This is a genomic window from Paraburkholderia phymatum STM815, assembly GCF_000020045.1.
GTDB lineage: Bacteria > Pseudomonadota > Gammaproteobacteria > Burkholderiales > Burkholderiaceae > Paraburkholderia > Paraburkholderia phymatum.
Genome location: NC_010623.1, coordinates 1,877,080 through 1,902,947, shown reverse-complemented (window position 1 = coordinate 1,902,947; position 25,868 = coordinate 1,877,080). Strand labels below are relative to the sequence as shown.

At 55.7% G+C, this 25,868-nt stretch carries 24 protein-coding genes and 2 pseudogenes; 11 read left to right on the top strand and 15 right to left on the bottom strand.

All coding sequences use genetic code 11. The features are described from left to right. Positions 1–185: 185 nt before the first annotated feature. Entirely contained in the window at positions 186–1,301 is a 1,116-nt protein-coding gene (locus BPHY_RS24270) for a nitronate monooxygenase (protein WP_012404112.1), read from the bottom strand. A 551-nt stretch (positions 1,302–1,852) separates the two neighbouring features. On the opposite strand from BPHY_RS24270, the gene BPHY_RS24265 reads away from it, so the two are divergent. Next, complete coding sequence (locus BPHY_RS24265; RefSeq protein WP_012404111.1) at positions 1,853–3,277, top strand: aldehyde dehydrogenase family protein; 1,425 nt, start codon at positions 1,853–1,855, stop codon at positions 3,275–3,277. Between the two features lie 64 nt (positions 3,278–3,341). On the opposite strand, the gene BPHY_RS24260 is transcribed toward BPHY_RS24265, so the two are convergent. The 6 genes from BPHY_RS24260 to BPHY_RS24235 all read right to left on the bottom strand — a co-directional run bounded on the left by BPHY_RS24260 (position 3,342) and on the right by BPHY_RS24235 (position 9,757). Beyond that, a complete protein-coding gene (locus BPHY_RS24260; protein WP_012404110.1) occupies positions 3,342–4,043 on the bottom strand; it encodes a PDC sensor domain-containing protein in 702 nt (233 codons plus the stop codon). Between the two features lie 5 nt (positions 4,044–4,048). Beyond that, entirely contained in the window at positions 4,049–4,858 is an 810-nt protein-coding gene (locus BPHY_RS24255) for a FadR/GntR family transcriptional regulator (protein ID WP_012404109.1), read from the bottom strand. A 386-nt stretch (positions 4,859–5,244) separates the two neighbouring features. Continuing rightward, the gene (locus BPHY_RS24250; RefSeq protein ID WP_012404108.1) at positions 5,245–6,402 is read right to left on the bottom strand and encodes an NAD(P)/FAD-dependent oxidoreductase; all 1,158 of its coding nucleotides are present in this window, start codon (positions 6,400–6,402) and stop codon (positions 5,245–5,247) included. Positions 6,403–6,458: 56 nt separating this feature from the next. Next, positions 6,459–7,973: an FAD-dependent oxidoreductase gene (locus tag BPHY_RS24245; RefSeq protein WP_012404107.1), complete on the bottom strand. Its 1,515-nt coding sequence runs from the start codon at positions 7,971–7,973 to the stop codon at positions 6,459–6,461. A gap of 15 nt (positions 7,974–7,988) precedes the next feature. After that, complete coding sequence (locus tag BPHY_RS24240; RefSeq protein ID WP_012404106.1) at positions 7,989–8,966, bottom strand: electron transfer flavoprotein subunit alpha/FixB family protein; 978 nt, start codon at positions 8,964–8,966, stop codon at positions 7,989–7,991. Continuing rightward, complete coding sequence (locus BPHY_RS24235; RefSeq protein ID WP_012404105.1) at positions 8,966–9,757, bottom strand: electron transfer flavoprotein subunit beta/FixA family protein; 792 nt, start codon at positions 9,755–9,757, stop codon at positions 8,966–8,968. The genes BPHY_RS24240 and BPHY_RS24235 overlap by 1 nt, the downstream gene beginning before the upstream one ends. Between BPHY_RS24235 and BPHY_RS41890 the strand changes: the two genes are divergently transcribed. The 4 genes from BPHY_RS41890 to BPHY_RS24220 all read left to right on the top strand — a co-directional run bounded on the left by BPHY_RS41890 (position 9,725) and on the right by BPHY_RS24220 (position 13,905). Continuing rightward, positions 9,725–9,955, top strand: a complete 231-nt coding sequence (locus BPHY_RS41890) for a hypothetical protein (protein ID WP_146174394.1) — start codon at positions 9,725–9,727, stop codon at positions 9,953–9,955. The two genes, BPHY_RS24235 and BPHY_RS41890, sit on opposite strands and share 33 nt — an antisense overlap. A gap of 419 nt (positions 9,956–10,374) precedes the next feature. Next, positions 10,375–11,124 (top strand): electron transfer flavoprotein subunit beta/FixA family protein, encoded by a 750-nt coding sequence (locus BPHY_RS24230; protein WP_012404104.1) that lies wholly within the window; start codon positions 10,375–10,377, stop codon positions 11,122–11,124. A 28-nt stretch (positions 11,125–11,152) separates the two neighbouring features. Beyond that, a complete protein-coding gene (locus BPHY_RS24225) occupies positions 11,153–12,091 on the top strand; it encodes an electron transfer flavoprotein subunit alpha/FixB family protein (RefSeq protein WP_012404103.1) in 939 nt (312 codons plus the stop codon). 185 nt (positions 12,092–12,276) lie between these two features. Continuing rightward, positions 12,277–13,905 (top strand): electron transfer flavoprotein-ubiquinone oxidoreductase, encoded by a 1,629-nt coding sequence (locus BPHY_RS24220; protein ID WP_052306149.1) that lies wholly within the window; start codon positions 12,277–12,279, stop codon positions 13,903–13,905. Between the two features lie 267 nt (positions 13,906–14,172). On the opposite strand, the gene BPHY_RS24215 is transcribed toward BPHY_RS24220, so the two are convergent. Beyond that, positions 14,173–14,988, bottom strand: a complete 816-nt coding sequence (locus BPHY_RS24215) for a citryl-CoA lyase (RefSeq protein WP_012404101.1) — start codon at positions 14,986–14,988, stop codon at positions 14,173–14,175. Between the two features lie 372 nt (positions 14,989–15,360). Between BPHY_RS24215 and BPHY_RS24210 the strand changes: the two genes are divergently transcribed. Beyond that, complete coding sequence (locus tag BPHY_RS24210) at positions 15,361–15,765, top strand: RidA family protein (RefSeq protein ID WP_012404100.1); 405 nt, start codon at positions 15,361–15,363, stop codon at positions 15,763–15,765. A 398-nt stretch (positions 15,766–16,163) separates the two neighbouring features. Here the strand turns inward: BPHY_RS24210 and BPHY_RS24205 are convergent, their stop codons facing one another. The 3 genes from BPHY_RS24205 to BPHY_RS24195 form a co-directional block, all read right to left on the bottom strand. After that, a complete protein-coding gene (locus tag BPHY_RS24205) occupies positions 16,164–16,850 on the bottom strand; it encodes a TetR/AcrR family transcriptional regulator (RefSeq protein WP_012404099.1) in 687 nt (228 codons plus the stop codon). A 33-nt stretch (positions 16,851–16,883) separates the two neighbouring features. Continuing rightward, positions 16,884–17,330 (bottom strand): acyl-CoA thioesterase, encoded by a 447-nt coding sequence (locus BPHY_RS24200; protein WP_012404098.1) that lies wholly within the window; start codon positions 17,328–17,330, stop codon positions 16,884–16,886. Between the two features lie 367 nt (positions 17,331–17,697). Beyond that, positions 17,698–18,771 carry an MBL fold metallo-hydrolase gene (locus BPHY_RS24195; protein ID WP_012404097.1) on the bottom strand — a complete coding sequence of 358 codons (1,074 nt, stop codon included), beginning with the start codon at positions 18,769–18,771 and terminating at the stop codon, positions 17,698–17,700. A gap of 375 nt (positions 18,772–19,146) precedes the next feature. On the opposite strand from BPHY_RS24195, the gene BPHY_RS24190 reads away from it, so the two are divergent. Together BPHY_RS24190 and BPHY_RS38810 are read left to right on the top strand one after the other, a co-directional pair. Beyond that, positions 19,147–19,671 carry a gamma carbonic anhydrase family protein gene (locus BPHY_RS24190; protein WP_041765326.1) on the top strand — a complete coding sequence of 175 codons (525 nt, stop codon included), beginning with the start codon at positions 19,147–19,149 and terminating at the stop codon, positions 19,669–19,671. Positions 19,672–19,899: 228 nt separating this feature from the next. Beyond that, positions 19,900–20,130, top strand: a pseudogene (locus tag BPHY_RS38810) (hypothetical protein); the annotation flags it as partial. A gap of 84 nt (positions 20,131–20,214) precedes the next feature. On the opposite strand, the pseudogene BPHY_RS39765 reads toward BPHY_RS38810, so the two are convergent. After that, positions 20,215–20,426: pseudogene (locus BPHY_RS39765) on the bottom strand (IS110 family transposase); the annotation flags it as partial. Between the two features lie 924 nt (positions 20,427–21,350). On the opposite strand from BPHY_RS39765, the gene BPHY_RS24175 reads away from it, so the two are divergent. After that, on the top strand, positions 21,351–22,082 hold the full coding sequence (locus tag BPHY_RS24175) for a type IV toxin-antitoxin system AbiEi family antitoxin domain-containing protein (RefSeq protein WP_012404094.1): 732 nt from the start codon (positions 21,351–21,353) through the stop codon (positions 22,080–22,082). 426 nt (positions 22,083–22,508) lie between these two features. Here BPHY_RS24175 and BPHY_RS24170 read toward each other — a convergent pair whose 3' ends face one another. Beyond that, on the bottom strand, positions 22,509–22,949 hold the full coding sequence (locus BPHY_RS24170) for a hypothetical protein (RefSeq protein WP_012404092.1): 441 nt from the start codon (positions 22,947–22,949) through the stop codon (positions 22,509–22,511). A 149-nt stretch (positions 22,950–23,098) separates the two neighbouring features. Here BPHY_RS24170 and BPHY_RS24165 point away from each other — a divergent pair, with 149 nt between their 5' ends. Both BPHY_RS24165 and BPHY_RS24160 read left to right on the top strand, forming a co-directional pair. Next, positions 23,099–23,395, top strand: coding sequence for a helix-turn-helix domain-containing protein (locus BPHY_RS24165; RefSeq protein ID WP_041764655.1), 297 nt, complete (start codon positions 23,099–23,101; stop codon positions 23,393–23,395). Between the two features lie 57 nt (positions 23,396–23,452). Next, positions 23,453–23,662 carry a hypothetical protein gene (locus tag BPHY_RS24160; RefSeq protein ID WP_041764653.1) on the top strand — a complete coding sequence of 70 codons (210 nt, stop codon included), beginning with the start codon at positions 23,453–23,455 and terminating at the stop codon, positions 23,660–23,662. 152 nt (positions 23,663–23,814) lie between these two features. On the opposite strand, the gene BPHY_RS24155 is transcribed toward BPHY_RS24160, so the two are convergent. Both BPHY_RS24155 and BPHY_RS24150 read right to left on the bottom strand, forming a co-directional pair. Further along, positions 23,815–24,702 (bottom strand): hypothetical protein, encoded by an 888-nt coding sequence (locus tag BPHY_RS24155; RefSeq protein ID WP_157686693.1) that lies wholly within the window; start codon positions 24,700–24,702, stop codon positions 23,815–23,817. A gap of 132 nt (positions 24,703–24,834) precedes the next feature. Continuing rightward, entirely contained in the window at positions 24,835–25,269 is a 435-nt protein-coding gene (locus BPHY_RS24150) for a hypothetical protein (protein WP_012404088.1), read from the bottom strand. Between the last annotated feature and the right edge of the window lie 599 nt (positions 25,270–25,868).

Genomic DNA, 25,868 nt, shown 5'->3' with positions numbered 1-25,868 from the left:
GTGATATGCGGTGTTGACGCGCGCTTTTGACCGGCCGCTAAACTTAGGCTACGGGTAGCAGGCGACCAGCGATCAGTGTCGGTCGAAAACCGAGAGATCTTCCGACGTCGCAGTTACAAAAGCACACTGCCCCGCCTTCCGAAAAGGAAAACGAGGCAGTACGAGGCCTATCTATTACGCTACCGTCATTCGATTGCTGTTGTGGCGTTCAGCCTGTCGAGTGCCTCAAGGTATTCGTTGAGCAGTCGCTCAAATTCGCCCTTGACGGTCGTGTGTCCTTTCATGTCACCAATGGCTTGACCCACAGAGTAACTCCAGTAGTCCATGTTATGCGACCTCTCCGCTCGCTTAAATGGGTATCCGCCGAGAATCGACTGCATGGGCCACTTGAGCGGCTTCGGAGCATCAGGTTGCGACCAGGCATCCATATACTTGGTGTTAAGCACGCGACACTGTTTCCCTGTCATTGCGAAACTCAGTCGAGCATCTTCGGATTCTGACTGGAACAGTTTTTCGCGCATCTCCATGTTGAGATCGCTCTCTGCTGTGCCCAACCACAGCGAGCCCACCCAGACGCCCTGACAACCGAGTGCGAGCGCTGCAAGAATGTGAGAGCCACGCGTCACACCACCTGCTGCCAGCACCGGTACTCCAGCTGCAGCTTCAACTACCTGCGGCCAAAGCACCATTGAAGCGATAGAACCGACACTACCGCCAGCCTCGGTGCCCTGCGCAACCAGGAAGTCCACGCCGGCCGCCTTCTGTTTCGAAGCATGTCGCGCGCTGCCAACCAGTGCCCCGACTTTCACGCCTCGTGAATGCGCTTCCTTCACCACCCAGTCGGGAGTAACGCCGAGCGCACCAACGACGCAACTCACCGACTTCTTGCCAAGGGTGACCTCGAGCTGCTCTTGACTCTTCTTGTTCGTCATGGACATTTTTTGCGCCCACTCGGACATGAACTCATCTCGATCGGCAGACGGAAAGTCGGGAATTCCGGCTTCATCGAGCAGATTCTTTACAAATGACAAGTGCGATTGTGGAATCTGCTTGAGGTACTCCTCCGGCGACTTCTCATCCCCGCCCGTGCCTGGAAATACCAGATCGACGCCGAACGGCTTGCCACCAACTTCCTTTTCAATCCACTCGATCGACATTTCAAGCTCTTCCGGGGTAAGCCACGCCGCGCCCAGAACACCCAATCCACCTGCCTTTGTCACCGCAGCAACCACGTCTCGACAATGCGAAAACGCATAGATCGGCAGGTCGATCCCGAATTGGGCCCCAAGTTCAGTTTTCATCGTCCACCCTTTCTCAAATTGATTCATATGACGCATGGCGTCATAGCGAACAGGGGCGCTCAGCGAATGCTCCGCCCATCTTTGACCTGACCATTCAACTGTTCAGACCGCTTAGTATGTTAATTCAACTTTATAGTATTCTTCAAACCGAGAATATTCAAGCGGCCCGAACATCGCACCATGGAATTTCACGTCAAGAAAGGGAACACGCGGGTGCGTGGCAACCTGTAATCCCCTTGGCCGCCCCGTGGGGTCGAGCTGTTGGTCTGCATAGTGCCTGTCGTCGCGATCTGACTCGCGGGTCGGATTCGGACTAGGGGTTAACCCAGAGACCACCATATGAGCAATGATGGATGATCAAAAAAGACTTGTCGCCAAATATTCGATAGCGTAGATTAAAACGTCGTCGCCATGATGTATCTACTTTCATCGACCGCGATCCGGACTTGCGATGCGCGACGAAGGGACGACACCGATCCGATCCTGCGTGCAGCCTTAGGCGGCGCCTGCAGCGCACATAAGAACCGTTTTTCACCGTTCTCGAGCAAATCATGAACAAATTTTTGAAGTTTTACATTGGGGGCCAATGGGTCGATCCTGTCGAGCCACGAACTCACGTCGTTATCAACCCAGCGACAGAAGAACCCGCTGCTGAGATTTCGATGGGGACAGCGGCCGATGTTGACCGTGCAGTGCGCGCGGCGCGGGAAGCGTTCCCTAGCTACTCGAAAGTCAGCACAGTAGAGAAGTTGCAGTTTTTCAAGAGAGTGCTCGAGATCCTGAAACGCCGTCAGGGTGAAATTGCATCAACTATTTCTCTCGAGATGGGTTGTCCAATTACTTTCGCAAACGAAGCACAGGTTCCGATGTGCGTATCGCACGTGGAAGCGATTATCGATGTGCTTGGGAACTTCGAGTTCGAAGAAAAAGTTGGCAAGACTCTCGTTGTGCGTGAACCCATCGGTGTAGTCGGACTTATTACTCCTTGGAACTGGCCACTTAACCAGATCGTCTGTAAGGTGCTTTACGCGCTTGCAGCCGGTTGCACCATCGTGTTGAAGCCGAGTGAGGTTGCACCGCTTGATGCAACAATTTTTGCAGAAATTCTCGAAGAAGCGGGTCTTCCCGCCGGTGTGTTTAATCTCGTGAACGGCGATGGCGCTACCGTTGGCGAAGCAATTTCGCGGCATCCGGACATCGACATGGTGTCGTTCACGGGTTCCACACGAGCCGGTGTGCTCATAGCAAAGGCCGCTGCAGATACGGTCAAGCGAGTGACTCAAGAACTGGGTGGAAAGTCAGCCAACATCATTCTTGACGATGTAGACCTCGAGTCCGCTATCCGATCCGGTGTAGCCTGGTGTTTTGCAAATAGCGGCCAGTCCTGTGACGCGCCGACACGCATGTTTGTGAGTCGCACGCAATATGAAGCCGCAATCTCAATTGCCGCCGATGAAGCCAGCAAGCATATTCTCGGCGATCCGTCGGACCCCAAAACTGTTCTTGGACCAGTTGCGAATCGCACGCAATATGAGAAGATTCAGCGCATTATTGCTTCAGGGGTAACTGAAGGAGCACGCCTCGTAACTGGTGGCCCAGGCCGCCCCCAGGGGCTCGACCGTGGCTTCTACATCAAGCCGACCATCTTTGCCGATGTCACACCCGACATGGAGATCGCCCGCGAAGAGATCTTCGGACCTGTACTCACTATTCTTCCCTATGACAGTGAGGAAGAAGCGATTGACTTGGCGAACGCAACTGAGTATGGCCTCGCTGGCTTCGTTTCCGCAAAGGACATTGACCGCGCACGAGACGTCGCGCGCAAGCTGCGCGTCGGCACGGTGTTCGTGAACAGCCCCGATTTCGATGTGCGCGCTCCGTTTGGCGGGTATAAGCGTTCGGGGAATGGCCGCGAAGGCGGAGTACATGGGCTCGCCGAATATCTCGAAATCAAGGCGATTATCGGACACGGCTAAGCACAGAGTTGGGCGACACGATGCGAAATTTCCCCGTGCCGCCCAACCGTTGTTGCGGATCAGTCTAGATTGCGGCCACGTACCAGCCGACGTCGCTGCATGGAATGCTAGTGAGCTTGGTCGAGTCGACAAGCTCGCCCACCGGGAACGATGCACTGTTTGAAACAAGGACACGATTGTCTGCGTTCAGAACAGCGCAATCAAAATTCGCCTTGCTCAAGAGCGGTGCGAGCATACGCTCAAAATCGTCAAGTCGGATGTCAGCGACAACTACACCAAGAAACGCGTCGTCGACCAGTATCGGCACGGATAGGGAGATCAGGTACCTATCGAGATCTACATAGGGTCCAGCTACGTATTTCACGTGCTCGCTTCGCGGCACACTCATCCAGTCAGCCGTAAGATACTCATAGAAAGACTCACGCCAAGGCAAGGATTCGTTGTGCGCCGCATGGATCGCACCGTCCGGATCTCGCTCGATGCAGTCGAGCCAATAGGGAAGCCCCTTAATCACATCACTATCAACGAGGATACCCATCGTCGATACCACCGGGTCGGAAGAACTCAACGTCCGTATCATCCGGGACTTCGCTCGCGCAAAGTTTTCGGCCGTTAGGCTCAGGCCCTTATCAAGCGCTGAACGCGCCTCTTGACAGTACACCGACGCGAGTTGATCCAACTGCTGGAACGTGTCGTCGAAGACTTGCGATGTCTTGCGAGCAAGTTTGGCGAGAGCATCGGATACACCTGGATTCCTGGCGGCCATGGGGGTTAGCTCGAATGTTCGGCAATGGTTCGTAGCCTGAGGCGAACCAGGTAATCAAAAGTTTGGGAAGCGTGCTTTCTGGCATGCGATGTAGCAAGGTTTTCGTCACGAGCCTCAAGTGCCTTTACCAGCAAACGCAACGTTTTCTCCGTGTCCTTTCGGTAGTCCTCGCTTGCGTGTCCAAGACCCAGCAACCACGCGAATTTCTCATACATGTCGAGAATTGCTGAAGTGAGCCGCACTGACTGTGCTGCAGAAGCGAGTTCGATATCAAACCTCGCATGTGCTCTGCTTGCATCGCTCTGTCCAGCGCTCGACTTGATACGCCCCACGTATTCAATCAATCGCTGCAAATTGGGTCCGGACGACCGGCGCGCCGCCAACGCAGCTGATTCTGCCAACAGCATACTTCGCCAGTCTGACAGATCGCGCAATGACACAGAAGAGATCTCACGAAGCATTCGCAGTGAAGTTTCGTGTACCAAGGTCGAACGGCGGCGCACAACGGTTCCACCACCTCTTCCGGCACGTGTTTCAACCAAGCCTTCGCTTCGCAGCTGAGCCAAGGCTTCGCGGACCGAGAACACGCCTACGTTCAGTTCGTCTGCCAGAACCGCTTCCTTCGGCAGGAGTTCTCCGTCCGAGAAAAATCCGAGATCGATTGCCGTGCGAAGTCTTGTGACTATGATCGACGCACCCGCTGCATTGGCAATAGGCGCGAACATCGCGGCGCGTAAGCGACGAGGCGAATGTTCATCAGCTTGCCCCGCGGCGGGTTTTGGTTGTCTCCGGGCCTGAGACGCATCTTTGAGCATGAGCGGTTCGGGTCTCTGCAAGCGACGCGATAAAGTGAAGGGGAACGCACACGAGCCTGCAGGACACGCCACTCTTCCGATGTTGAAACCGGCGCAAATTTACCGGTACGATCTGCTTGAGTGTCCGATTCGAATAGTGAAGTGCGAAGCCGCGCGCTGCGACATTATACAGGGATGGCTTGTTTCAACTGCGACTCCGCAGCCCCAAGCCTGAACTTCCACGCGAACGGAAAGACGCACGCCGTGCTCCGCTCTCGCCACTTGCGGTTGCACGCGAACTCGCGAAAACGCTAGCAGCACCAGTGCGAATCAGGCCAGTTGCCAAACCGTGGCCCGGCAGGTATATCGCAGGCCACTTCTCGATATACCCCCGAGCCGACATCACCTTAAGTGTTGTAGTTTCCCGCCTCCCAATTAAACTGCTTGCGCCAGTCCTTCGGCAAGTTTGCGAACCTCGATAATCCGAGTTCACGAATTGGGATGGTACTGTCTCCCGTCAGCGTTAGTTCAGCAAGCGCTTTACCTATTGCTGGCGCCAGACCAAAACCATGGCCCGACGCGACCGAAACGAACATGCCGTCAGGCCCCGGAACGCGGTCAATAACAATAGAATGGTCAGGCGTCAGGTCGATTACGCCCCCCCAGCATCGAAGCAGAGGGATATTTTTTGCCGACGGCAGCAACTCAGCAACGCGTCGAGCAGCGTTCCTGATGATCGGAGTTGTCGGTTTCACCGGTTCCGACGTCAGGTCGACATCAATCCATTCGTGAGGGCCCCCATTGAAATGCAGGTTGCCGCGATGTGTCTGTCGGACAGAAACACCGTTCCCGATCATCGCAAACTTGAACATTGGGGGAAGCGGTGCAGTTACCATGGCTTCGAGACGTGCCGCAGCGACTGGTACCTCAGCACCAATCATTTCTGCAATCTTGCCCGCTCCAGGACCTGCGCAGTTAACCACGATGGGCGTTGCAATCTCTCCATCGGGAGTCACGACCCCTACAATTTTTCCACCTGATGTCCTGATTGAGAGCACCGGAGCATTTTCTCGAATCACCACACCCCGGTCCATGCACGCCCACGCGAAGGCCTGCGCAGTGCGCTGCGGGTTTGCATGGCCGCCATGAGTTGTGTGGATCGCACCAACCACTGAATCACTGAGATACGGGAGCAGCGACCGAGCTTCATCTCCGTCGATGAGGCGGAAGGGGAAGTCGGTCTTGCTGAAGCTCTTGTATGTCTCCTGCATCGCCTCCCATTCGTATGGGAAAGCGGCCCAAAGACGACCCTCCGAACACCATTCAGTCACGTAACCCAGCTCATCATCGAGGGAGTGCCAAAGCTTTTCAGCTACAGCAGCAAGCCGGGCCTCAATGGGCGTTTCCCCGCGCAGGCTTAGGTATCCACTGGCTCGGCCAGATGCTTCCCACGCAGTGCGCCCCTTATCAAGCACCACAACCTTCGATCCAGTCTTCGCAAGCCAATACGCAGTCGAAAGTCCTAAGACGCCAGCCCCCACAACAACTACGTCAGCGGTATTCATGACTCTCCTCTTCAATTCTATTCGCCCCGATTGTCATAGCGCGCATCATTTTCCGCTCACTTCCAAGGGGTCTGTTTCGGGGGTTCAGGCCAATACAACCAGCCGGCGCGCATCTCATCCGTCTCGTTGTAGTCCGCCACAATATGAAGAGGAATCGGCCGCACAGGACACCGGTACGACCCTGGCGCAATTCCCGACAAATCTTTCTTGGCATCCGCCGCTAGTAACATTGCTGATTGGTCACGGCATCGTTTTCCCTGGCAATGCCCCATACCGACACGGGTCAGTCGCTTCACCAGATCCTGACTGGATCGACCAATTTCAGAAAGGCCGGACAAACCACCTGCCGGGCAACGATTATCGGCCTTTAGATACTTCGGCGGACTAACGTCGAGCATCTCCCGGCGTGATACCTCTTCGCATTGACAGACGATCACATCAAAACCTTGCGCCTTGACAAAGGCATCCAGCCAATCCGAAGGCGGAAAGGTCCCAACGTCATAACACGACAAATCACGCGGAACATCGTCCACCATCAGCGCGGGTGCATCGGAGTTGTTGTCGGCGATGAAACGGACGGCGAGTTGGGCCTGCTTTTTTGCTTCATCAGCATTGAGCAGCATTTCCTCGGTAACGCCGGCTCCGTCCCCGACAACAAAAATATTTGGCGAGCTTGTTTGCATGCTCGCACCAAGGGCTGGAATCCAGCCACCGAGCGCCGGATTGAACTCAATTTTGCAGCCCGTCACAGACGCAAGTTCAACGTTTGGTACAACACCGTATGCCATGCAGATGGTGTCGCACGCGATCGTTAGTACGTCACCCGCCGGCTCAAGGCTTTGATCAACGCCAACGACCTCAATTGCAGTCACTTCAGTATTGCCGATGGCCTGCCGCACGGTCGTCGACAGCAGAATTGGCACTCCCGCCCCGGAGATTTCGTCAGCGAGTTCTTTGTCGCCCTGCACCGAGGGCTTCACTTCGACAATTGCGGCGACGGAGATCCCCTTTGACAGAGCCAGTTGAGCAGTCCTCAGGCCCACATTGCCACTGCCCAGAATAACCAGCTTGCTTCCACCCAGCGCTTCGTAGCGTGCCAGGAGTGCGTTGGCGCCGTTCGCACCTAACACCCCGGGCAAGTTCCAGCCAGGGAACGAGAGAACAAGGTCCCTCGACCCTGGCGCAAGAATCAGGTAGTCATAGTCAAGCAGCCAACTACGCTCTGCATCGGCTACCCCGACCTGCAAGGTTTTCTGATGGGTATTGTTGGTTCCAGGCAAAAAATTTGCCCAAACACAAGTGCCAGTAACGACGTCGACCCCTGCCTCCAGACATTCCATCAGGGGCTCATTTGCGCCCAGCACCCGCTCCGCAATCAACCCTTGGTCTGACAAGACAGAGGGCAGCCTAGCTCCGTAGAAGTAAGGAGCATCCAGGCTCATTGCAGACAGTTCCTGCGGATGCTCATCGATCAACGTCACGCGCAGCCCTGCGTTAGCTGCCTCGAGCGCGGCCGTGCATCCGGCCACCCCGCCCCCAACTACAACAAGGTGCTTCGAAATCGTGTTCATGGTGGGATTTAGTTATCAATGAGACCGCAGTTCCTTCATTCGCTCGACAAACGCCGGCAGGACCTCTTTTACGTCACCAACAACACCAAAGCGGGCAGCACGGAAGATGTTAGCCTCCGCGTCATTGTTGATTGCGACGACAGTCTTCGCGCCAGAAATACCTGCGAGATGATGGACGGCACCCGAGATCCCCACTGCAATGTAGACATCCGGGCGGATTTTCACGCCGCTGAAACCTACCTGCTTGGACGGCGGAATCCATCCCAGTTCGACGACAGCTCGACTGCCTCCAACCCCTGCACCAAGTGCGACGGCGGCATCATCGATCATCTTCCAGTTATCACGAGTTCCCACCCCCAAGCCGCCCGAAATCACAACCTTGGCGGACTTCAGTTGCGGGCCCGTGCCGACCGGGTCGGGAATGGTCTCCAATACTGTTATGCGCGACTCGGCTTCCGGGAGTTCTACGCGCCGGACGGAGGTAGACGCATTTGAAGTTGGCAATGGGTCGTAGCAACCCGCCGCAACTGTGAACATGCATAGCGGGCGATTCAGCTGGTACTCTGCGCGGGCGGCGCCACCGCTAACCGGCTTAGTCGCCACGATGTCACCGTTTTCGACTGCCAGGCTACAGCACGCGGTGACAAGTGCTGCATCAAGTCGCCCCGCGAGCCGTGGAACCCATTCATTGGTTTCGGAGGTTTGCGGGAACAGCACAACGTTGGGTGATAACGCGTCGACGACCGCGTGAGCTGCGGCAACATAAGTATCACCGACATACTGGTCGAGCCGCGAATCGTCAACAAACAGGACCTCGCAGCCCACCGAATCACTCAGCTGTTTGGCCAACTGTTCACTATCGTGACCAATAATTGCGCCGGCGACAGGTAGCCCAAGAGCGGAGGCAAGCTCCCTGGCGGCAGTTGCAACCTCAAGCGAACCAGCAAAGAGTCCATTGGGAGCCGCAGAAGCAAAGAAAAGCACGCCTGACATCAAAGTACTCCTTCCTGATGGAGGCGTTCGGCGAGAGCCCGACCAGCCAACGCTCCGTTTTCCGCAGAAACGATTTCGGCACGCGCATCGCTAACTTCGGGGAAATAGATGCGTCGCAGCACGACACTGGCAGTTAGCTGACCGATCCCCAAGTCGGAAGCGGTAAGTGTCGGAATCTCCGCTTTTTTCGACTGCATTACACCCTTAAGCGAAGGCGATCGCGGCTTGTTTGCCTCGTTCGAGATACCAAGAAGCACAGGAAACGCCGCTTGCACGCGTTGAACGCCGTCGTCCGTGAGCCTATCTACCTGGACCGTGGCGTCATCAACAGCAACAACCTGCTTGACCGGTGACAAGGCGCTGAACCTCAGTCGCTCGGCCAGTCGGAACAGCACCTGACCGCCGTCGGTGTCGGACGCCTGACGGCCACACAGAACGAGCTCTGCTGCCGGCAGCTTTTCCATTGCACCCGCGAGCAACGTCGATACAATAAAGGGGTCGGAATTGATTCCGCTCGGCCCCTCGACATGGACTGCCTTGTCGGCCCCCATGGCGAGCGCTCGTCTCAGGTGGCCTTTCAGATCCTCGCCTCCCACGCCAATCACGGTCACAGATCCGCCAACCTTTTCTCGGATCTTGAGCGCCTCCTCGACGGCATTCACGTCATACCCATTGGCGACGTCGCTAACTCCTGCGGGACTTTTGATCGATTTTCCATCCGGCCCAAGTTCCAGGCGTTCGACAGAAGTATTGGGGTCATGAACCTGCTTAAGCGTTACTACGATGTGCATTTGCGTCTCCAGCCTAGACATTTCGACCGTTTTTGCCACCACTACCCTCATGGCATTGACCTGATTCTCGTCAAGCGTTCAGCCACGGGCCTGTACAACCGCGCCGATGAGATCCTCGATTCGGCGCGACACAAACGCCGACAGCACTCGCTGATTCAGGATCTCTCCGACGAAAATTACGACCAGCAAATAAAATAATTCGACTTCCCGGTCAGTATGCACCATTCAACGCGAAATTCAAAAATATTCGTCTCTCGCACGGAATCACGGCGACACCGACGCCCCAACACACCTCCATGCGCGCACAACACCACGTTTTCGATCCTACGGCGCGGCCACCATGCATCACGAGATGCAACTCAAGCGCCTTGCAAGTCCGAAAATTTGCGATATATACTTGGCGGTCAGTTTTTTATTATCTTTAGTTTGTTTGATGTCGTCAACGCGCGCAGAGGCGGTCACCACGTTGCCGCTCCATGTGCGGGGGCGCCCAATTTCTCGGGATTGAGCAGCAGACAGCAGACCTCGTGATGGACGAGGGAATGCACTGCGTCAGGTCCGAATTTGAAAGCGCAGGACGGATCAACCAAGGGATTTACCGGTAGAGGGAGATCAGGATGAAAGTACTTGTAGCAACCAAGCGGGTCGTCGACTACAACGTGACTGTCCGCGTGAATTCAGACAACACGGGCGTCGACATTGCCAATGTGAAGATGTCGATGAATCCGTTCGACGAAATCGCCGTCGAAGAGGCCGTGCGCCTGAAGGAAGCGGGCGTGGCCACGGAAGTGATCGCCGTGTCGGCGGGTGTGACCCAATGTCAGGAAACGCTGCGCACGGCGCTGGCGATCGGCGCGGACCGCGCGATCTTGATCGAATCGAATGAAGATCTGCAGCCGCTGGCGGTTGCCAAGCTGCTGAAGGCGCTGGTCGACAAGGAACAGCCGCAACTGGTCATTCTCGGCAAGCAGGCTATCGACGACGATTCGAACCAGACGGGCCAAATGCTGGCCGCGCTGGCGAATCTGCCGCAGGCGACGTTCGCTTCGAAGGTTGTCGTGGCTGACGGCAAGGCGACCGTGTCGCGGGAAGTGGATGGCGGCGCGGAAACGCTGTCGCTCACGCTGCCCGCAGTCGTGACGACCGATCTGCGCCTGAACGAGCCGCGCTACGTGACGCTGCCGAACATCATGAAGGCGAAAAAGAAACCGCTGGAAACCGTGAAGCCGGAAGATCTGGGCGTCAATGTCACGCCGCGTCTGAAGACGCTGAAGGTCAGCGAGCCGCCGAAGCGCTCGGCTGGCGTGAAGGTGGCCGACGTGAAGACGCTGGTCGAAAAGCTCAAGACCGAAGCCAAAGTGCTGTGATTTTTTCGGGCACACGGAGACGAATGAAATGACGATTCTGGTAATTGCTGAACACGACAATGCGGCGCTCAAGGCTGCGACGCTGAATACGGTTGCTGCTGCACAGAAGATCGGCGGCGACGTGCATGTGCTGATCGCTGGCCACAATGCGCAAGGCGCCGCTGACGCTGCTGCGAAGGTGGCGGGCGTCGCGAAGGTGCTGCTGGCTGATGCGCCTCAACTCGCCGAAGGTCTCGCGGAAAACGTCGAAGCGACGGTACTGCGCATTGCACAAAACTACTCGCACATCCTCGCGCCAGCGACCGCGTACGGAAAGAACATCGCGCCGCGCGTCGCCGCAAAACTCGACGTTGCGCAGATCAGCGACATCACGGCCGTCCATTCGGTCGATACCTTTGAACGCCCAATCTACGCGGGCAACGCGATCGCACTCGTCAAATCGAATGACTTCGTCAAAGTCATCACCGTTAGAGCCACAGGCTTCGAGGCTGTGGCGGCCAATTCTGGTACTGCAACGATCGAGACGATTGAGGCCGCAAGCGACACTGGCCTCTCCCTGTTCGTCACCCGCGAAATAACGAAGCTGGATCGTCCCGAGCTAACTAGCGCCAACACGGTGGTTTCGGGCGGTCGAGGCCTAGGCAACAAGGAAAACTTCCACGCTGTTCTGGCGCCGCTTGCTGATGCGCTTGGGGCCGCACTTGGCGCTTCGCGTGCGGCCGTAGATGCGGGCTTTGTCTCAAACGTGTATCAGGTCGGCCAGACCGGCAAAATCGTCGCCCCAAGACTTTACGTCGCGGTAGGAATTTCAGGCGCAATTCAGCATCTGGCCGGCATGAAGGACTCTAACGTTATCGTTGCAATCAACAAAGACGAAGAAGCTCCAATTTTCGGTGTTGCTGATTATGGCCTGGTTGGTGATCTGTTCGACCTTGTTCCTGAGCTGGAACGCGCACTTCAGCATTAACGTCGTCAAGAGGTCTTCTGGTCAGCGATGAAGCCAGAACGGTATGCATTTATCCTTGATTAGCGTCCTGGCTCATTAGATCCTGCGGGCGGCTGCGCCAAATGTCGCCTCGCCGCCCACCGCTACACCTACGGAGTACATTTGCTGTGTCATCAATAGAAGTTGAAGCGCAAGAACGCGAGTCGATGGAGTACGACGTGGTAATCGTCGGCGGCGGACCTGCGGGTCTTTCGGCGGCTATCCGTCTGAAGCAGCGCGCTGCGGAAAAAGGTGTCGAGATCGACGTCTGTGTACTCGAGAAGGGTTCCGAGATTGGGGCTCACATTCTTTCGGGCGCGGTAATGGACCCTCGTGCTCTTTACGAACTGATTCCTGACTGGGAAGAAAAAGGCGCCCCTCTGGACGTCGAAGTGACGGAAGACCGATTCTTGTTTTTGTCGGAATCTGCGGCGAGGACTGTGCCCAATTGGGTGCTACCCGACAACTTCAAAAATCATGGCAATTACATAGTCAGCCTGGCGAATGTCACGCGATGGTTGGGGGAACAAGCCGAATCGCTCGGTGTTGAAATTTTTCCGGGCTTCGCGGCCGCGGAAGTGCTTTACAACATCGACGGCTCAGTCAAAGGGGTCGCGACAGGCAACCTCGGAATTGGCAAGGACGGGCGTCCAACCGAAAACTTTCAGCCCGGGATGGAGTTACATGCGAAGTACACCCTCTTCTGCGAGGGGACACGAGGACATCTCGGTCGACAATTGCAGGAGAGATTTGAGCTGCGCAAATCTTCTGATCCTCAGGTCTACGGCATTGGCATCAAAGAACTGTGGGAGATTGACCCCGCAAAACACAAGCCTGGTCTGGTGATCCACACTGCGGGCTGGCCGATGGACTCAAAAACCTATGGCGGGTCGTTCCTCTACCACACAGACAACAACCAGGTAATGGTGGGGTTTGTTGTGGGACTGGGATATTCAAATCCTTACCTTTCGCCGTTTGAAGAGTTCCAGCGCTACAAAACCCACCCTGAAATCCGCAAGTTCCTTGAGGGCGGAAAGCGTGTGTCGTACGGCGCTCGCGCCATTACTGCTGGAGGCCTGATGTCCTTGCCGGAACTTGTTTTTCCGGGTGGCGCGCTCGTGGGAGACGAAGCGGGATTTCTCAATGCCTCGCGAATCAAAGGCAGCCACGCTGCAATCAAGACAGGCATGCTCGCCGCAGACGCAGCCTTCGACGCAGTGCAAGCAAGCCGCCATGGAGACAAACTGGTGGCATATCCCGAATCATTCAAGACTTCGTGGCTGTACACCGAGCTTTACCGGGCGCGTAACTTCAAGCAGTGGATGAGCAAGGGCTTGTACGTTGGCACACTCATGGTGGGAATCGAGCAAAAACTGTTCAGCGGCAATGTACCTTGGACTTTGCACCATCAGCACGCGGATCACGAGATGTTGAAACCGGCGTCTCAATTCACGCCCATCACCTATCCGAAACCAGACGGCAAACTTACATTCGACCGGTTGTCATCGGTATTCATATCGAACACGAATCACGAGGAGAACCAACCGGCGCACTTGACATTAAAGGACGCGTCTGTGCCGGTAAGCGTGAACCTCAGAACTTATGCGGGACCTGAGGGTCGTTTCTGCCCTGCCGCAGTGTACGAATTTGTTAAAAACGACGATGGCAGCGATCGTCTGCAGATCAATGCACAGAACTGTGTGCATTGCAAAACTTGCGATATCAAGGATCCAACGCAAAACATCGTGTGGGTCACGCCCGAAGGTGGTGGCGGGCCAAATTATCCAAACATGTGACCGATTCATACACCGGGCGAGTTATATCGCCTGGTGTACGAATTGAACACACATCATTGCTAGACTGATCGAGCCTGTTCGAGCAATCTAGACGGGAAAAACGCTCCGTCTACCTTCCTATGCTTGTCTGGTCTGCACACTCCAGAACGCGAGCGTTATCCAGCATTTGACGTTGAGGTTGCCCACCTAACTTGGCATGAGACGACGGAAGGGAAAACGCCGCGAATGCCCGGACCGTCAAAGACAGGCCGGGCAGACGGCAGCCGACTAGCGCCAACCGGCAACTTTCAGATCCTCTTCGAGGTTCTTGCGCTCACGGGAATACTTGGCATCGACATCCGCAACACCGCGAATGCGAACTTTACTCTTCAACTCCTCTGAGACGTGGGCGATCACGCCCGGCATCGTTGAAACCAGTGCAAGCCCCGTCATTTCCGCCGGGGTAAATTCCATCTGCGCGAGAATTGCAGCGAGCATGCCGACCTCGTTGATAACGAGGTCGGGCTTATTTGCCTGCTTGATGAAAGCAGCGTGGATCGCCTCATACCAATCACACATTTCACCCCACACCTGGTTTTCTTGCGCGATCGCCTTCAGCTTCTGCGCGCGCGGGTCGGTATAGCGGAAAGTGGGATGACCAAATCCCGGCACGCGCAGGCCCTTGGCGCGCATGCCTGTCACCAGTAGGTCGGCTACCGCAGACATGGAGTCACCGCTGCCTTTGTACTCGGCAAAACTGCTCGCGATAAATTCGCCACCGGCGTCAGGAGCAAGCGTGTATTCCCCCGCAGATAGAACCGCAGTAGCAAGTCCCGCAACCATCGAGGGGTTTCCCGAAACGCAATAGCGTGCTGCGACGGTGCCCGGCTTTTTAAGCGAAAAGTCCAACACCGAGCACAACACGGCTTCCATCATTTTCGACTCACCCGGTGTAGGCAACCGGCCCCGGATAAGCAAAAACGATGATGAAGCGAAAGACAGTTGACCAATCAACTCTCCCAGATCGTATCCGCGGATATAAACGCTCGCATCTTCGACGTCGCTTACAGATGTCTCCCACGCCTGCCTTGTGCCGTTTGCCATGTCCTGTCCATTCCTCAGTTCAATTGAATACCACCACGTAACCTGAAATCCAGCCGCAAAGCCCAATAGACTTCGCAGTCTCTAAAATATACTGCTTGGACTAATTTTTGTCCATTTAGTCTATAATAACCTGTCTTCGCTGACGCCGCGGAGCGGCGAACGACGCGCGACGGCAATGAAATAGATGGAGGATTGCCTGACGGCAGACGCTCGTGGGGCCCGCGGCGACATTCGCAGTTCAGTCCGGTTGCTCGCAACGAGTTGCGCCGGATTGACGACGATGCATGTTTGGATTTGTGTTTTCTCCTGACACGGGGACGGCGAGCGCCGTTACCCAGTCAGTGAAGCTTTTTTCAACGATGGAGATCAGCAATGCTCACTGCAATCAATCCACCTGGCATCTCTTATGCCGGGATCTCGCAGGCAGTCCAGGCGTCAGGCGAAATTCTGGTGCTCGGGGGTCACGTCTCTGCGGACGAGAAAGACAACTTTGTCGATGGAGATTTCGAAACTCAGGTGCGAACAACCTTTCAGGCTCTCGAACGAACCTTGCGAGCCGCAGGGGCAGGATTTGATGCGGTAGCCCGCTTCACCTACTACGTGCCAAACTTCGAACCGAGCCTGCTCCCGATTTTCAAACGAGTTCGCGCGGAGTTCATTACGGGAGAAAATCCGCCTGCCAGCACATTCATCCCGGTGGTCCAACTGTATGACTCGCGAGCAAAAATCGAAATTGATGGAATCGCAGTAACTCCATCGAAGACGCGGATTGGTTAGTCAGGATTAGAACGTGGCCTGATAACCGAGTGCGGGACGACACATCTGTGCATTGGTCGTCCGCACTGCACGGACGAAGGAGCTCACATTCGTAGGCAGACGGATCGATCAGGTCGACCCGATTGATACGCTAGATCGCTGTACCGGTTCAGCGTTCAGTTCAATGAACGCCAAGGATCGCCACAGCAAACTTAGGTTGGAATCGTCGCAGCGGTGAAAACTGCATCAAGCCTGCTCGAGAATAGTCAGGAACGGTGTGTACAAGAACTGCTCCTTGCCTTGAACCCGCGGGCACTTGATACGCGCCCCCTGACGCAGTCACGGTGACAATGTTGCGAGACGACCGGTCATTGCAATTTCAAGGCAAGGACCGCTGGTTGCCTCCGCTGATATCGCACTTAGCCCGCAGCCACTTTGCTCAGCTTCGCCGACGATTTGGCCGCGGTCGATTTACCAACCGACGATTTAGCAGCTTTTCCTTCGGTCATAAAGCCATTGGTCAAAATGTCGACGTAGTAGCCCGCAATGTCAGCCGCCGGGATCGGCCCCTTCTCGCTATACCATCTGTAAAGCCAGTTGCACATACCGAGGATTCCGGCGATAGCGATATTCGCCGGAACGTCGCGGAAGACGCCTTTCTCGACACCGTCGTTGTATATTTCCTTGATCCGCCCGTCGTATTCTCGCCGGCGTTGGTCATACACCTTGCGCTGCTTCTCGTCGAGTTCGCTCTCTTCCCGATTGTAGATAGCAGTCCAGTCACGCCGCTCCATAACCATCATCGCGTGACCCATGATTATCTCTTTGAGTGCGGCCTCGGGAGGTAGCTGCTTTTCCACGATGGCCGAAACCATTCCCAAATAGCTGTCGTAGATTCGATTGAAGATCTGCCAGAGGATCTCGTTCTTGCTTTCGAAGTAGTAGTACACGACTGACTTCGTGTAGCCGAGGTTCGACGCGATGTCGTCGATCGTGACCGCGCGGAAACCTCTCTCTGCAAAAAGAGCTACTGCAGACGCAATAATCTCGTCCTGAACGTAGGCCTGTTTTTTGGCTTTCAGCTGTTCTCTTCGGTCAAGTTTCATAACTTTTACCCTATGTATTTAGAAATATGACGCTCACGCACCACTTGGGGGCGCGATCGCTTGACCTATTTCGGACGATTCGAGCAGACCCCGAACTCCGTCGCGCACAGACTGTGGAATTGGGATGCTTTTCCTCTCCTTTAGATCGAAATATACGGAGGTCATTAGCAACTCTGCTGCAGTACCGTCCCGTCCAAGGAGTTTGTGCTGAGACTTGAGCGAACTCTTGCCTACATCAACGACCGCGCTCTCGACGGTGTAAAGGTCACCAACACGAAGTTCGGCTTTGAAGTCGATTTCGTAGCGTACATCTGCCCAACCTTCGGATCGAGACTCTCGCCACAGAGGGTCATATCCCAAACGGGAGACGAGGTGCCACATCGCCTGATCAAAGGCCGCAACGTAATATTGCACTGTCATATGACCCATGGCGTCCGTATGCGACGGGTAAACGACGCCGTGAAATGTCTGAATTACCATAATTTCCTTGTGGCACCCGCCCGCAGTTCGCGTTCAGCCCGCGGTCCGCAGCCGATTATTTCATTGTCTTTTTTTTTGACCGCACAGTCAACTGCTTCGTCCAGGCAAGCCAAACAGTTAAGAAACGACTTTAGAGGCTATGTTCTGACGCATCGCCGAGAATCTACGAAAATTCTCACAACGCGGGCGCTGTCACCTCGGGCATCTACCCAGCTTCGGTGTGTCCCTACGCTGCCAATACGCGGCAATTGAATGCCTCGTTCAAGGCAAGCCAAACTCCCGGCGGCCCTCGAAAACACTTTGGCAGATTAGGGATTTCGCCCACTGGCGCGCAACGGAATCGTAGGGAAGTTGGGATGCTTTCACGTCACCTCGACTTGAACTTCAGGATCCCTGCAGCATCGACAATGCGAGTCAGACTGCCCCGATTCCAGAGCAGGTGCAGATGCGCCAAGGCCTCACCCATGGCGAATGTCATCTGATGCATGTCTAGTTTCCGCTTGAACATCACCGGGACGATATCTGCAGCTGAGCTCGGTTGCTGCGAACACAAGGCCATCACTTCCGCTAGCCGCTCAGCGTGATGATCGCGAAGCTGCTGTATTCGCGTCCTCAGACCAGTGAAAGGCCTACCGTGTGATGGTAGAACAAGGGTGTCCTCGGACATGGCGGCGTATGCAGCAAGAGACGAAAGGTAGAGTTCCAGCGGGTTACCGTCCGGCTCCAGATCAAAAACGGAAATATTTGTTGAAATTCGCGGAAGAACCATATCACCTGAAATCAGCAGCCCATCTTCCTTACAATAAAGGGCACAGTGCTCCGGGGAATGTCCAAATCCGGTAACGACTCGCCACTTACGCTCGCCAATCATCAATTCATCGCCTTCCATAATGCGGCGATACTGCCCAGGCACATCCGGGACAAGCCGGCGATAGTAGTTCTCTCGATTCTTCACCCCCTCCAATGCAACATCATCTAGCAGGCCATTCACCCTGAAATGGTTGGAAACAGTCTCCCCGCCAACATTGACGACCGCTCCGCTGCTCAGCAGCCGCCCAAGGGTATATTCACCGAACGAAATCCAAAGAGGCGCCCTCCAGCGCCGCTTGTCGCCGCCAGAGCATAACCAATGCGCGAGCCCGATATGGTCAGGATGGCAGTGAGTCACAAGTACACGCAGGATGGGCAGACCATCAAGAACACTATCGAACAGACGCTCCCATCTCTGCGTCGTTTCGGCCGTTGCAGCACCGCAGTCGACAACCGTCCAGCCCAATACCCGGTCAATTTCGTCTTCTAGCAGCCAGAGGTTGATATGGTCCAATGCAAAAGGCAACGGCATCCTCAACCAGTAGACCCCAGGACCGACCTCTACTGGATCCGCCCCGTCTGGCAAGCGATCAGCAAATGGATATTCGAGTTGGTGCTCAAGCGCATTCATGGTTCAGCCCCGCAAAGAAAAAGCGGTGATATATACAAAATTAGAACGCAAAGATCATTTTTTTGACCCATTGGTTGGTATCATAGCACTTCCTTCGGGCCGAAAGTTTGTGGCATGCGCCGCTTGTCGCGCGCAGCGATACCGCATCTAAAAATGGTCGACCTGACTGAGTACGTGTTGTTGAACACGCGAGATAGCCTCGACTTTTTCGATCACGCGCCCTGCCTGCACGAGCATTCGAACGATCGAGCTGCTCGTACTATTGCGGGCGAAATCGGATCTCTTGCTCTGCCCAGTCCTGTCAGCAATGACTTTTGGTGCTACGCACCTGTATGGATTCCGCAGACTGAAAGTAACGAACTTCTAGGAGAGATTGTGGCAATCTATAAATTGGGGGAAGCAATCCCTACCGTTCACGAGAGCGTGTTTGTTGCTGACTCGGCGTCACTAATTGGTGAGGTGGCGGTAGGGGAGAATTCAAGTATCTGGTTTGGCGCAGTCCTGCGAGGTGATGAAGACAAGATCACGATTGGCGCCTGTTCCAACGTACAGGAGAATGCTGTACTACACGCGGATGATGGCTTTCCGATCGTCGTCGGTGAAAACGTTACGATTGGCCATCAAGCAATGTTGCACGGCTGCACAATAGGCGACATGACGTTGGTAGGAATGCAAGCCGTGGTCATGAATGGCGCAATAATTGGGAAAAATTGCGTCGTGGGCGCAGGGGCATTGATAACCGAAGGAAAGGTTTTCAGTGAAGGAATGTTAATCCTCGGTGCACCCGCGAAAGCTGTCCGTCGACTCACAAACAGTGAGATCGGCAGCCTGAGTTTGGCCGCACTTCATTACTCCAAGCAACGCCTGCGTTGTAAAAGCGAACTCGTACGGATTGGATGACGCGACGTCATCGTGTGCTACAACGCTGTCGTCAAACAAGCACTGAGGAGACGATGACGATTCCACTCGTGCGCGGCGCGGTACACACGCCAACAGTCTGGGATATTTCTGTAGCTTTACGCTTCTCCTTCTCTCGCGGCCAAGACAAGGTTCGTAGGCGCTTGTTCTATGCCCCAATGGCCGACGTCTCTGAGAATCGGTCGGCTGGGGGGACGATCCCCTGCTCATATGGTGCCCGCGCGGTCCTTGCCGCGAACCACTGCTGAACTGGATCGATCTGCAGTTCAGGCAACGAAGCGCACGCGCAAGCGCGCGTTTCTCGATGAGATGAACCGCGTGGTGTCGTTGCAAGAACTGATCGCGCTCATCGAGCCGCGCTACCACATTGGCAAGACCGGCCGCCCACCGTTTCCAGTCGCAACGATGCAGCGCATTCACTTCATGAAACAGCTATACGGACGCCTCCCGTTTGCCAAGGGCCAACTGCTCGTTGTTGATGATGGCGGGCAGTTGCTGCCGAACTTTCAGCGGCGTTTGGGCAATGACGAAACCGTATTCAACCAGAAGGCCTCGTATCTGATTGATTTGGGCGATACGGTCCCGCATGAGCAGGCTGCGAATTCGATGCATGGACTGGATATCCTGCCGCTCAACACTGTTCACTCGACGTAGCGCATCGTCGGCCGGGATGCCGCTTCCACGATCGCCTCTGCATCGTCGCGATTCTTCTTCTGGGATTTGACGAAGGGCTTGACGTGCCCCCCTAAGTCGTCTTTACGATATAGTCCGTCGTGGCCGTCTTGTGCATACTTGGACGTCGGGCTGGCAGTCTGAGGCACCCACTCCTTCGAAAAGCTCACTCCGCGCTTTCTGCTTCTCCTCGCGGGATAGATGAGCACTGGCAGATTCGGGCGGAATCTCGAAGAAACGAAAAACCGTACCGTTTGGAGCAGCCGGGCCCAGCGTCCTGGACGACGCGCCGGTGTCTTCAACAGTTTTGTGGTCATGCGGCGCCGCCCCGGTCGTCCAGAGCTCTGCTAAAGTTCCAATAATCTTTGTCGCTACGCTGTCTATCAATGCGTATGAGCGTCCCCCCTCATCGGTGTGGGTAACAATTCTGCGGACAGAAACCAGCACGATAGCCTCCTCGTTTGTTCGATTTGCACCCGACACCTATACCTATGCGATCCGCTTATCACGCATGGCGACAACGGCTGCAAGCACGACAGCGCGGTAGACAAGGCTCCGTGCCGCGGACGGCATGGCGGACCCAGATAGGAACGTGGCAAGCGCCGTCAGCGGTAGTGCTCCACCGAGCATGCCTGCATAATTTCCACGACCGCCTGTCATCAACGTGCCGCCAACTACGGCAAGCGCGATCGAAGTCAAGAGATAAGGGGCGCGTGCCCCGAATGCACTGGGCAGGCGCGGGCGCCGGATCGGAATCGCGATGACTGGCACGAACACTGACGGTGAAGCAGCCATGTTAGGGTTGCGGACGCAATCGGGATCTTGCTGGACGCGAAAGCTAGGTGAGGGAAATTGTGCGCTTACGGCATACGAGCCACATCGCCGTGCAGGGCGCGGCCATTAATTTTTTCCGGGACGTTAGATAATTGCAAATAATCAAATGACGTGCGCATATACTGCAGCAAGATAACGCGAAACGGCAGAAACCGATGAGCAACAAAACCGTCCAGAGGATGATGCAGGAGAGCCGCCGCGGCCACCCTATCGATTCCGACATGCTCAGGGACATGGGGGTCAGCGCTGCGCTCGCGGCGCACATGGTCAAATCCGGGTGGCTGCAACGGCTTTCGCAGGGCGTATACCTCTTGACCGGAGACACTCCGACAAGAGACGGTTCGATCGCCTACCTGACTCGACGCATCGCTGGTCTTCACGTTGGGGGGAAAACAGCCCTTTCGTGGCAAGGCGTCCGTCACAACATCGCGTTTCGCGAAAAGGTTGTGCTATGGGGCCAGAATCCGTATCGCATCCCCTCGTGGGTGGGCGAGCACCTGAGCTACTCGTTTCAGACGACAGCCCTGTTCGATGACGATCTGCCCTACGAAAAGGGCCTCAAGCCCCTCCCGTCCGGCGACCCAGAGGTCAAGGTGTCAGTACCAGAACGCGCCATCCTGGAACTCGCCAGCGACATTGGCAAAGGACAGTCGCTTGAGGAAGCGAGCAACCTCATGGTTAGCCTGCGTAACCTGCGCGACGACGTGCTGGACCAGTTTTTGAGCCACTGCCACCGCGTGAAGGTTGTCAGGCTCGTGCGCGACCTCGGACTTGAGGCCGATTTTTCATGGGCTCGGGGAATTCAGAAGCATGTAGACCGTCTCGGCGCCGGCAAAAGATGGTCGAATCAGACAAAAAATGGCCGGATAACACTCAAACCAGAATGACGATATCTACATAGACACCGTCCGGCTGATGCGGGGCATTGTGCCGCTGATTGATTCAATCCGGTGAATCGGAGGATCGCTTGCGCGACCCGCACGAACTACTCTGCGGCCACGGAGTTTAGTTTTTTCGGCTATTGCGTTTCGCCAACAGACCTGCAAAGTCCGCAGAACACCTGCTAAGTCGTCAACCGGCCACGCAACAGATACGTATCAGGCGAAAAGACACGTAGCCATCCGTCGTTGACCAATCTGAGAACAATTGAGGCGCCGAGGCCACGCGAGATGAAGTATCTCTGCCCCACCGGTTCGGAACGGGCAACATCGTCCATCAGATACGGGATCACACGAGCATAATCGCCGAGGGGGTCAACTCGACTTCCGATGTGGCTAACACATTGGCAGGCGACGGAGGTTCCAACGCCACTATTATGCCGAAGTCAGAACAGGCTTCATGGTGGCGTCGGCATCTAGGCGCTCCCACAGTAACGTGCGTATCCGAAGCCGGTTCAGATCCGATCGTCGAGGATCGCACGAACGCAAAATCCCATTCTCGTCTCCATATGCCAGAAATTCGAACTTTGACCTGCTCCTCTCACGGCACGACCAAAGGCTGACAACCGGGATCATTCTGTCCCAATCGATCGCAAATACGCGTGGCGGCGCCGATACAAAACTCTCAAGCAACGGAAGCAACGCGTCTGCCTGGGCGACAACGAACGAATAAGCGTCCGGCTCATCACGTTCAACGTGGGCTGATCGGACCACAAACGTCGTGGAGAGATGTGAGACCCCGGCGATCTGCCAGAAATCAGACGTCTCGCCGACGATCTTGTACGGAGCGCGCCACTGTGGCTTGGTAAAGAACATTGAAGCAGCCGAACCTGATTGAAGTTCCCGCGACCTGCGGCATTAAAGCACCTTGTCGCGGATTCCCTATGTTACATATTGCACATTATCAATTGTAGCGTAATAGTGTGCAGCCGACGACATTTAGGTTTTATGTCATGCAGCAATAAATGTCGATCCGTCACGGTCTTGCGCGGGCATTAAGGGCAGCACGCAAAATGCGTCGCGTGTCCCAGGAATCCCTGACGGTCTCAAGCCGGACCTATCTGAGCGCGCTGGAACGTGGCCTGCAAGCGCCGACCCTTGAGAAACTTGACGAGATTGCCGGTGGCATCGGCGTCCACCCGTTGACGCTGCTGATTTATGCCTACACCGTCGACCAGACCCCGAACGAAAAGCTTGAAATGAAAGAGCGGGTGCTTGCGGAGATGGCTGAACTCGAGCGCTACGACGCTGCCAGCTTCTGATTCTGTTGACCAAAAGCGGCCGGAATTAAATCTCCGTGCACGGATCGAAGCCTAGTAATGGGCAACATGGCTTACGGATTGGTTGCTCGTGCCGATGTTACGCTCACGCTGGAGGAGGCGGCAGAACGTCTGGCCGCCGAATCCGTCAGCCGATTCGAGCGTGGTGCGAACTGGCCAGCCGCTCCCCGGCTGGTCAACTGGCGGAGTTATACGGAATCTCGGTTGCAACGCTGCTTCGACGCGGCTCCGATCGTGCGGTCGACGTAAGCCTCGATAGCTGAACAGCGGCAGCGACACAGCAACGACGATCGGGCATGGGTCGGCAGTTCAGGGACCGCCGCCTACGACAGACGCGATCTGATGATCCTGAAGCGAGCGCCGCGGACGATCACACACCTCATGCCGATCGGATCGCGCCATCAATCGACACTGTGACTAATTCCTGCGAATTCCTTGTGCGCCATCTCGCGTAGACGCATTCGCTTGCCTAGCAGATTACGGAAGAAGTCGATTTCGAGTTTTACCCCTTCACGCAACAGCCGATGCGACTGGCCGGAAACCTCTTCGTCGACGACGAGCATCATCGTCTGCTCGTTTGTCGAAGCCGACTTTCTAACGACGTGGTCGGTGACGAAAAAGCGCAACTGTGCATTTGAACCAGCTTTCCGCTTGATCCATCCTTTTGCAGTCAGTTCGAAATGGGTGCTCGCTGTGAGCGCCCTGGCGAACGGCGAACCCGCTTTCGGTGAGCAACCGGTAGCCAGCTGGTTGCCGGCCATGTAGAGCAACGCATAAGGCAGGTTCGATGTGCTGACTTCCCGGTAGAGATACCCTTCCTGCCTGTGAAATTTTTCAAGAATCGATGCGAAGAGCTGATCGGACACCGACGCGCCCAGAAATCGTTCGATCATGTATTGGATCGCGTCGGCATGATCCATCAACATCTCGCATATCTCTGCGGTGACCGTACCGGGTCGACGCGTCTTGTTTCCGCCGTTTAGCGACGCAGGATTCGCGAGCGAGCAGTCTTCATAGGCGTCCCTGTCAAACGTGCCAATTCCCGCAATATCGACGGCAGCGTGCTTGGCGTAAAGCGGCAAGCTCCGTCCGTCAGTGTCGACCTTGCTATCAACGTCCAGATTCACGATGTGAATAGGGTTATCGCACTCGGGACAAACGGCGTAGTGCAATGTCTTCCCGTTGCGTGTCTGATACCACGGGTATTTTTTGCTCGTTGCAAGGTGGAAACCGACGATCGACAAGGCACGAGAGTCCTGTTCACCTTGCCGCAATTTAAAGACGTTCATTTTTACGCTCAACAGATATCGGGAAACGCACTCCATGCGGCGTCGCTAGCGAGTCTTATTGAGGACGCACCGGCGTGATCTCTTCGGTCGTCTCGCAACATCCGCACCTCGGGCGCACGTGTCCGGCCTGATTCAGTCAGGCAAGAACCAGACGGGAATATCGACCGGGTCACTGAGGTGAGCTGCGACGATGGCGCGCAGACTCAAATCTTGAGAAAGCCCGCTATATTCGGCCGCGACGCCGAGCCGGCCGCTCAGGTATCGCCAGTCGGCGTCGTTCGTACTCGGGGACCAGCCGCGCGCAGCATCAGGCTCACGGGTTTCGCAGACGATCACTGACATGATCCTCAGGCCCAAATCAAGCCTCACGCCCATAAAACCGAAAACCTCCATCATGCTGAGGATACGGGCGGTAGCGAGGTCCAGCATCGTCGTGGACAACGAATGCACCGACATGCGCTGAAGGCGCCCCGCGGGTTCGCCGCGATTCCGGACTGCTAGCGGGTATGTGACCCGGGTTATAAATTGAGGCTCGTGGTGGAGGATTTCGATTTCACTTGAGTTCATAAGTCAGTTTTTCCATCCATCATCAAGCTTTCCGGGGCTCGGTCGCAGACCGATAGCGGCATCGGCATCGCGGTCGGCGATTTCCCTGTCATGGAGAAAGGTTGTAGCGTGATGCGCAAAAAAGGGGCATGGCAAGCCTCCCCTGTTCTCGATCACAGAAACATCGAAGTCTACACGCGATGCGCAGGAGAGCCACCGGAAATGGCTCCGCTTGCACTCGGAAGCGCAATCCCAAACGGTGCGCAACCGCGCACACGAATATTTCCGACTTCGTGTTTCTCCGCTTGACTGCTGCGGCAACGGCGCGATAGCGTCACGCAATTGCAGCGTACGCCACCGTCTCGTATCCGGTCCCGATATGACGTTATCTCTGAATGTTCAGAGACCGATTGCATTGGGTCATGGAATGGGAGAAGGCGCCGTTCCAGCGAGGAATCGTCGAAGCTGACGCTCGGCGTCGACGACCTTGTGCAGGGGCGCAACAGCCAGTTGTGCGTCGTGTAATGCAAGCAGCTTTTCGAACACTGGAATCGTATCTTCCGTCAGAATCCATTCGTTCGAGCATCGCTTTGGTAAGGGACTGACGGATATGGGACGGG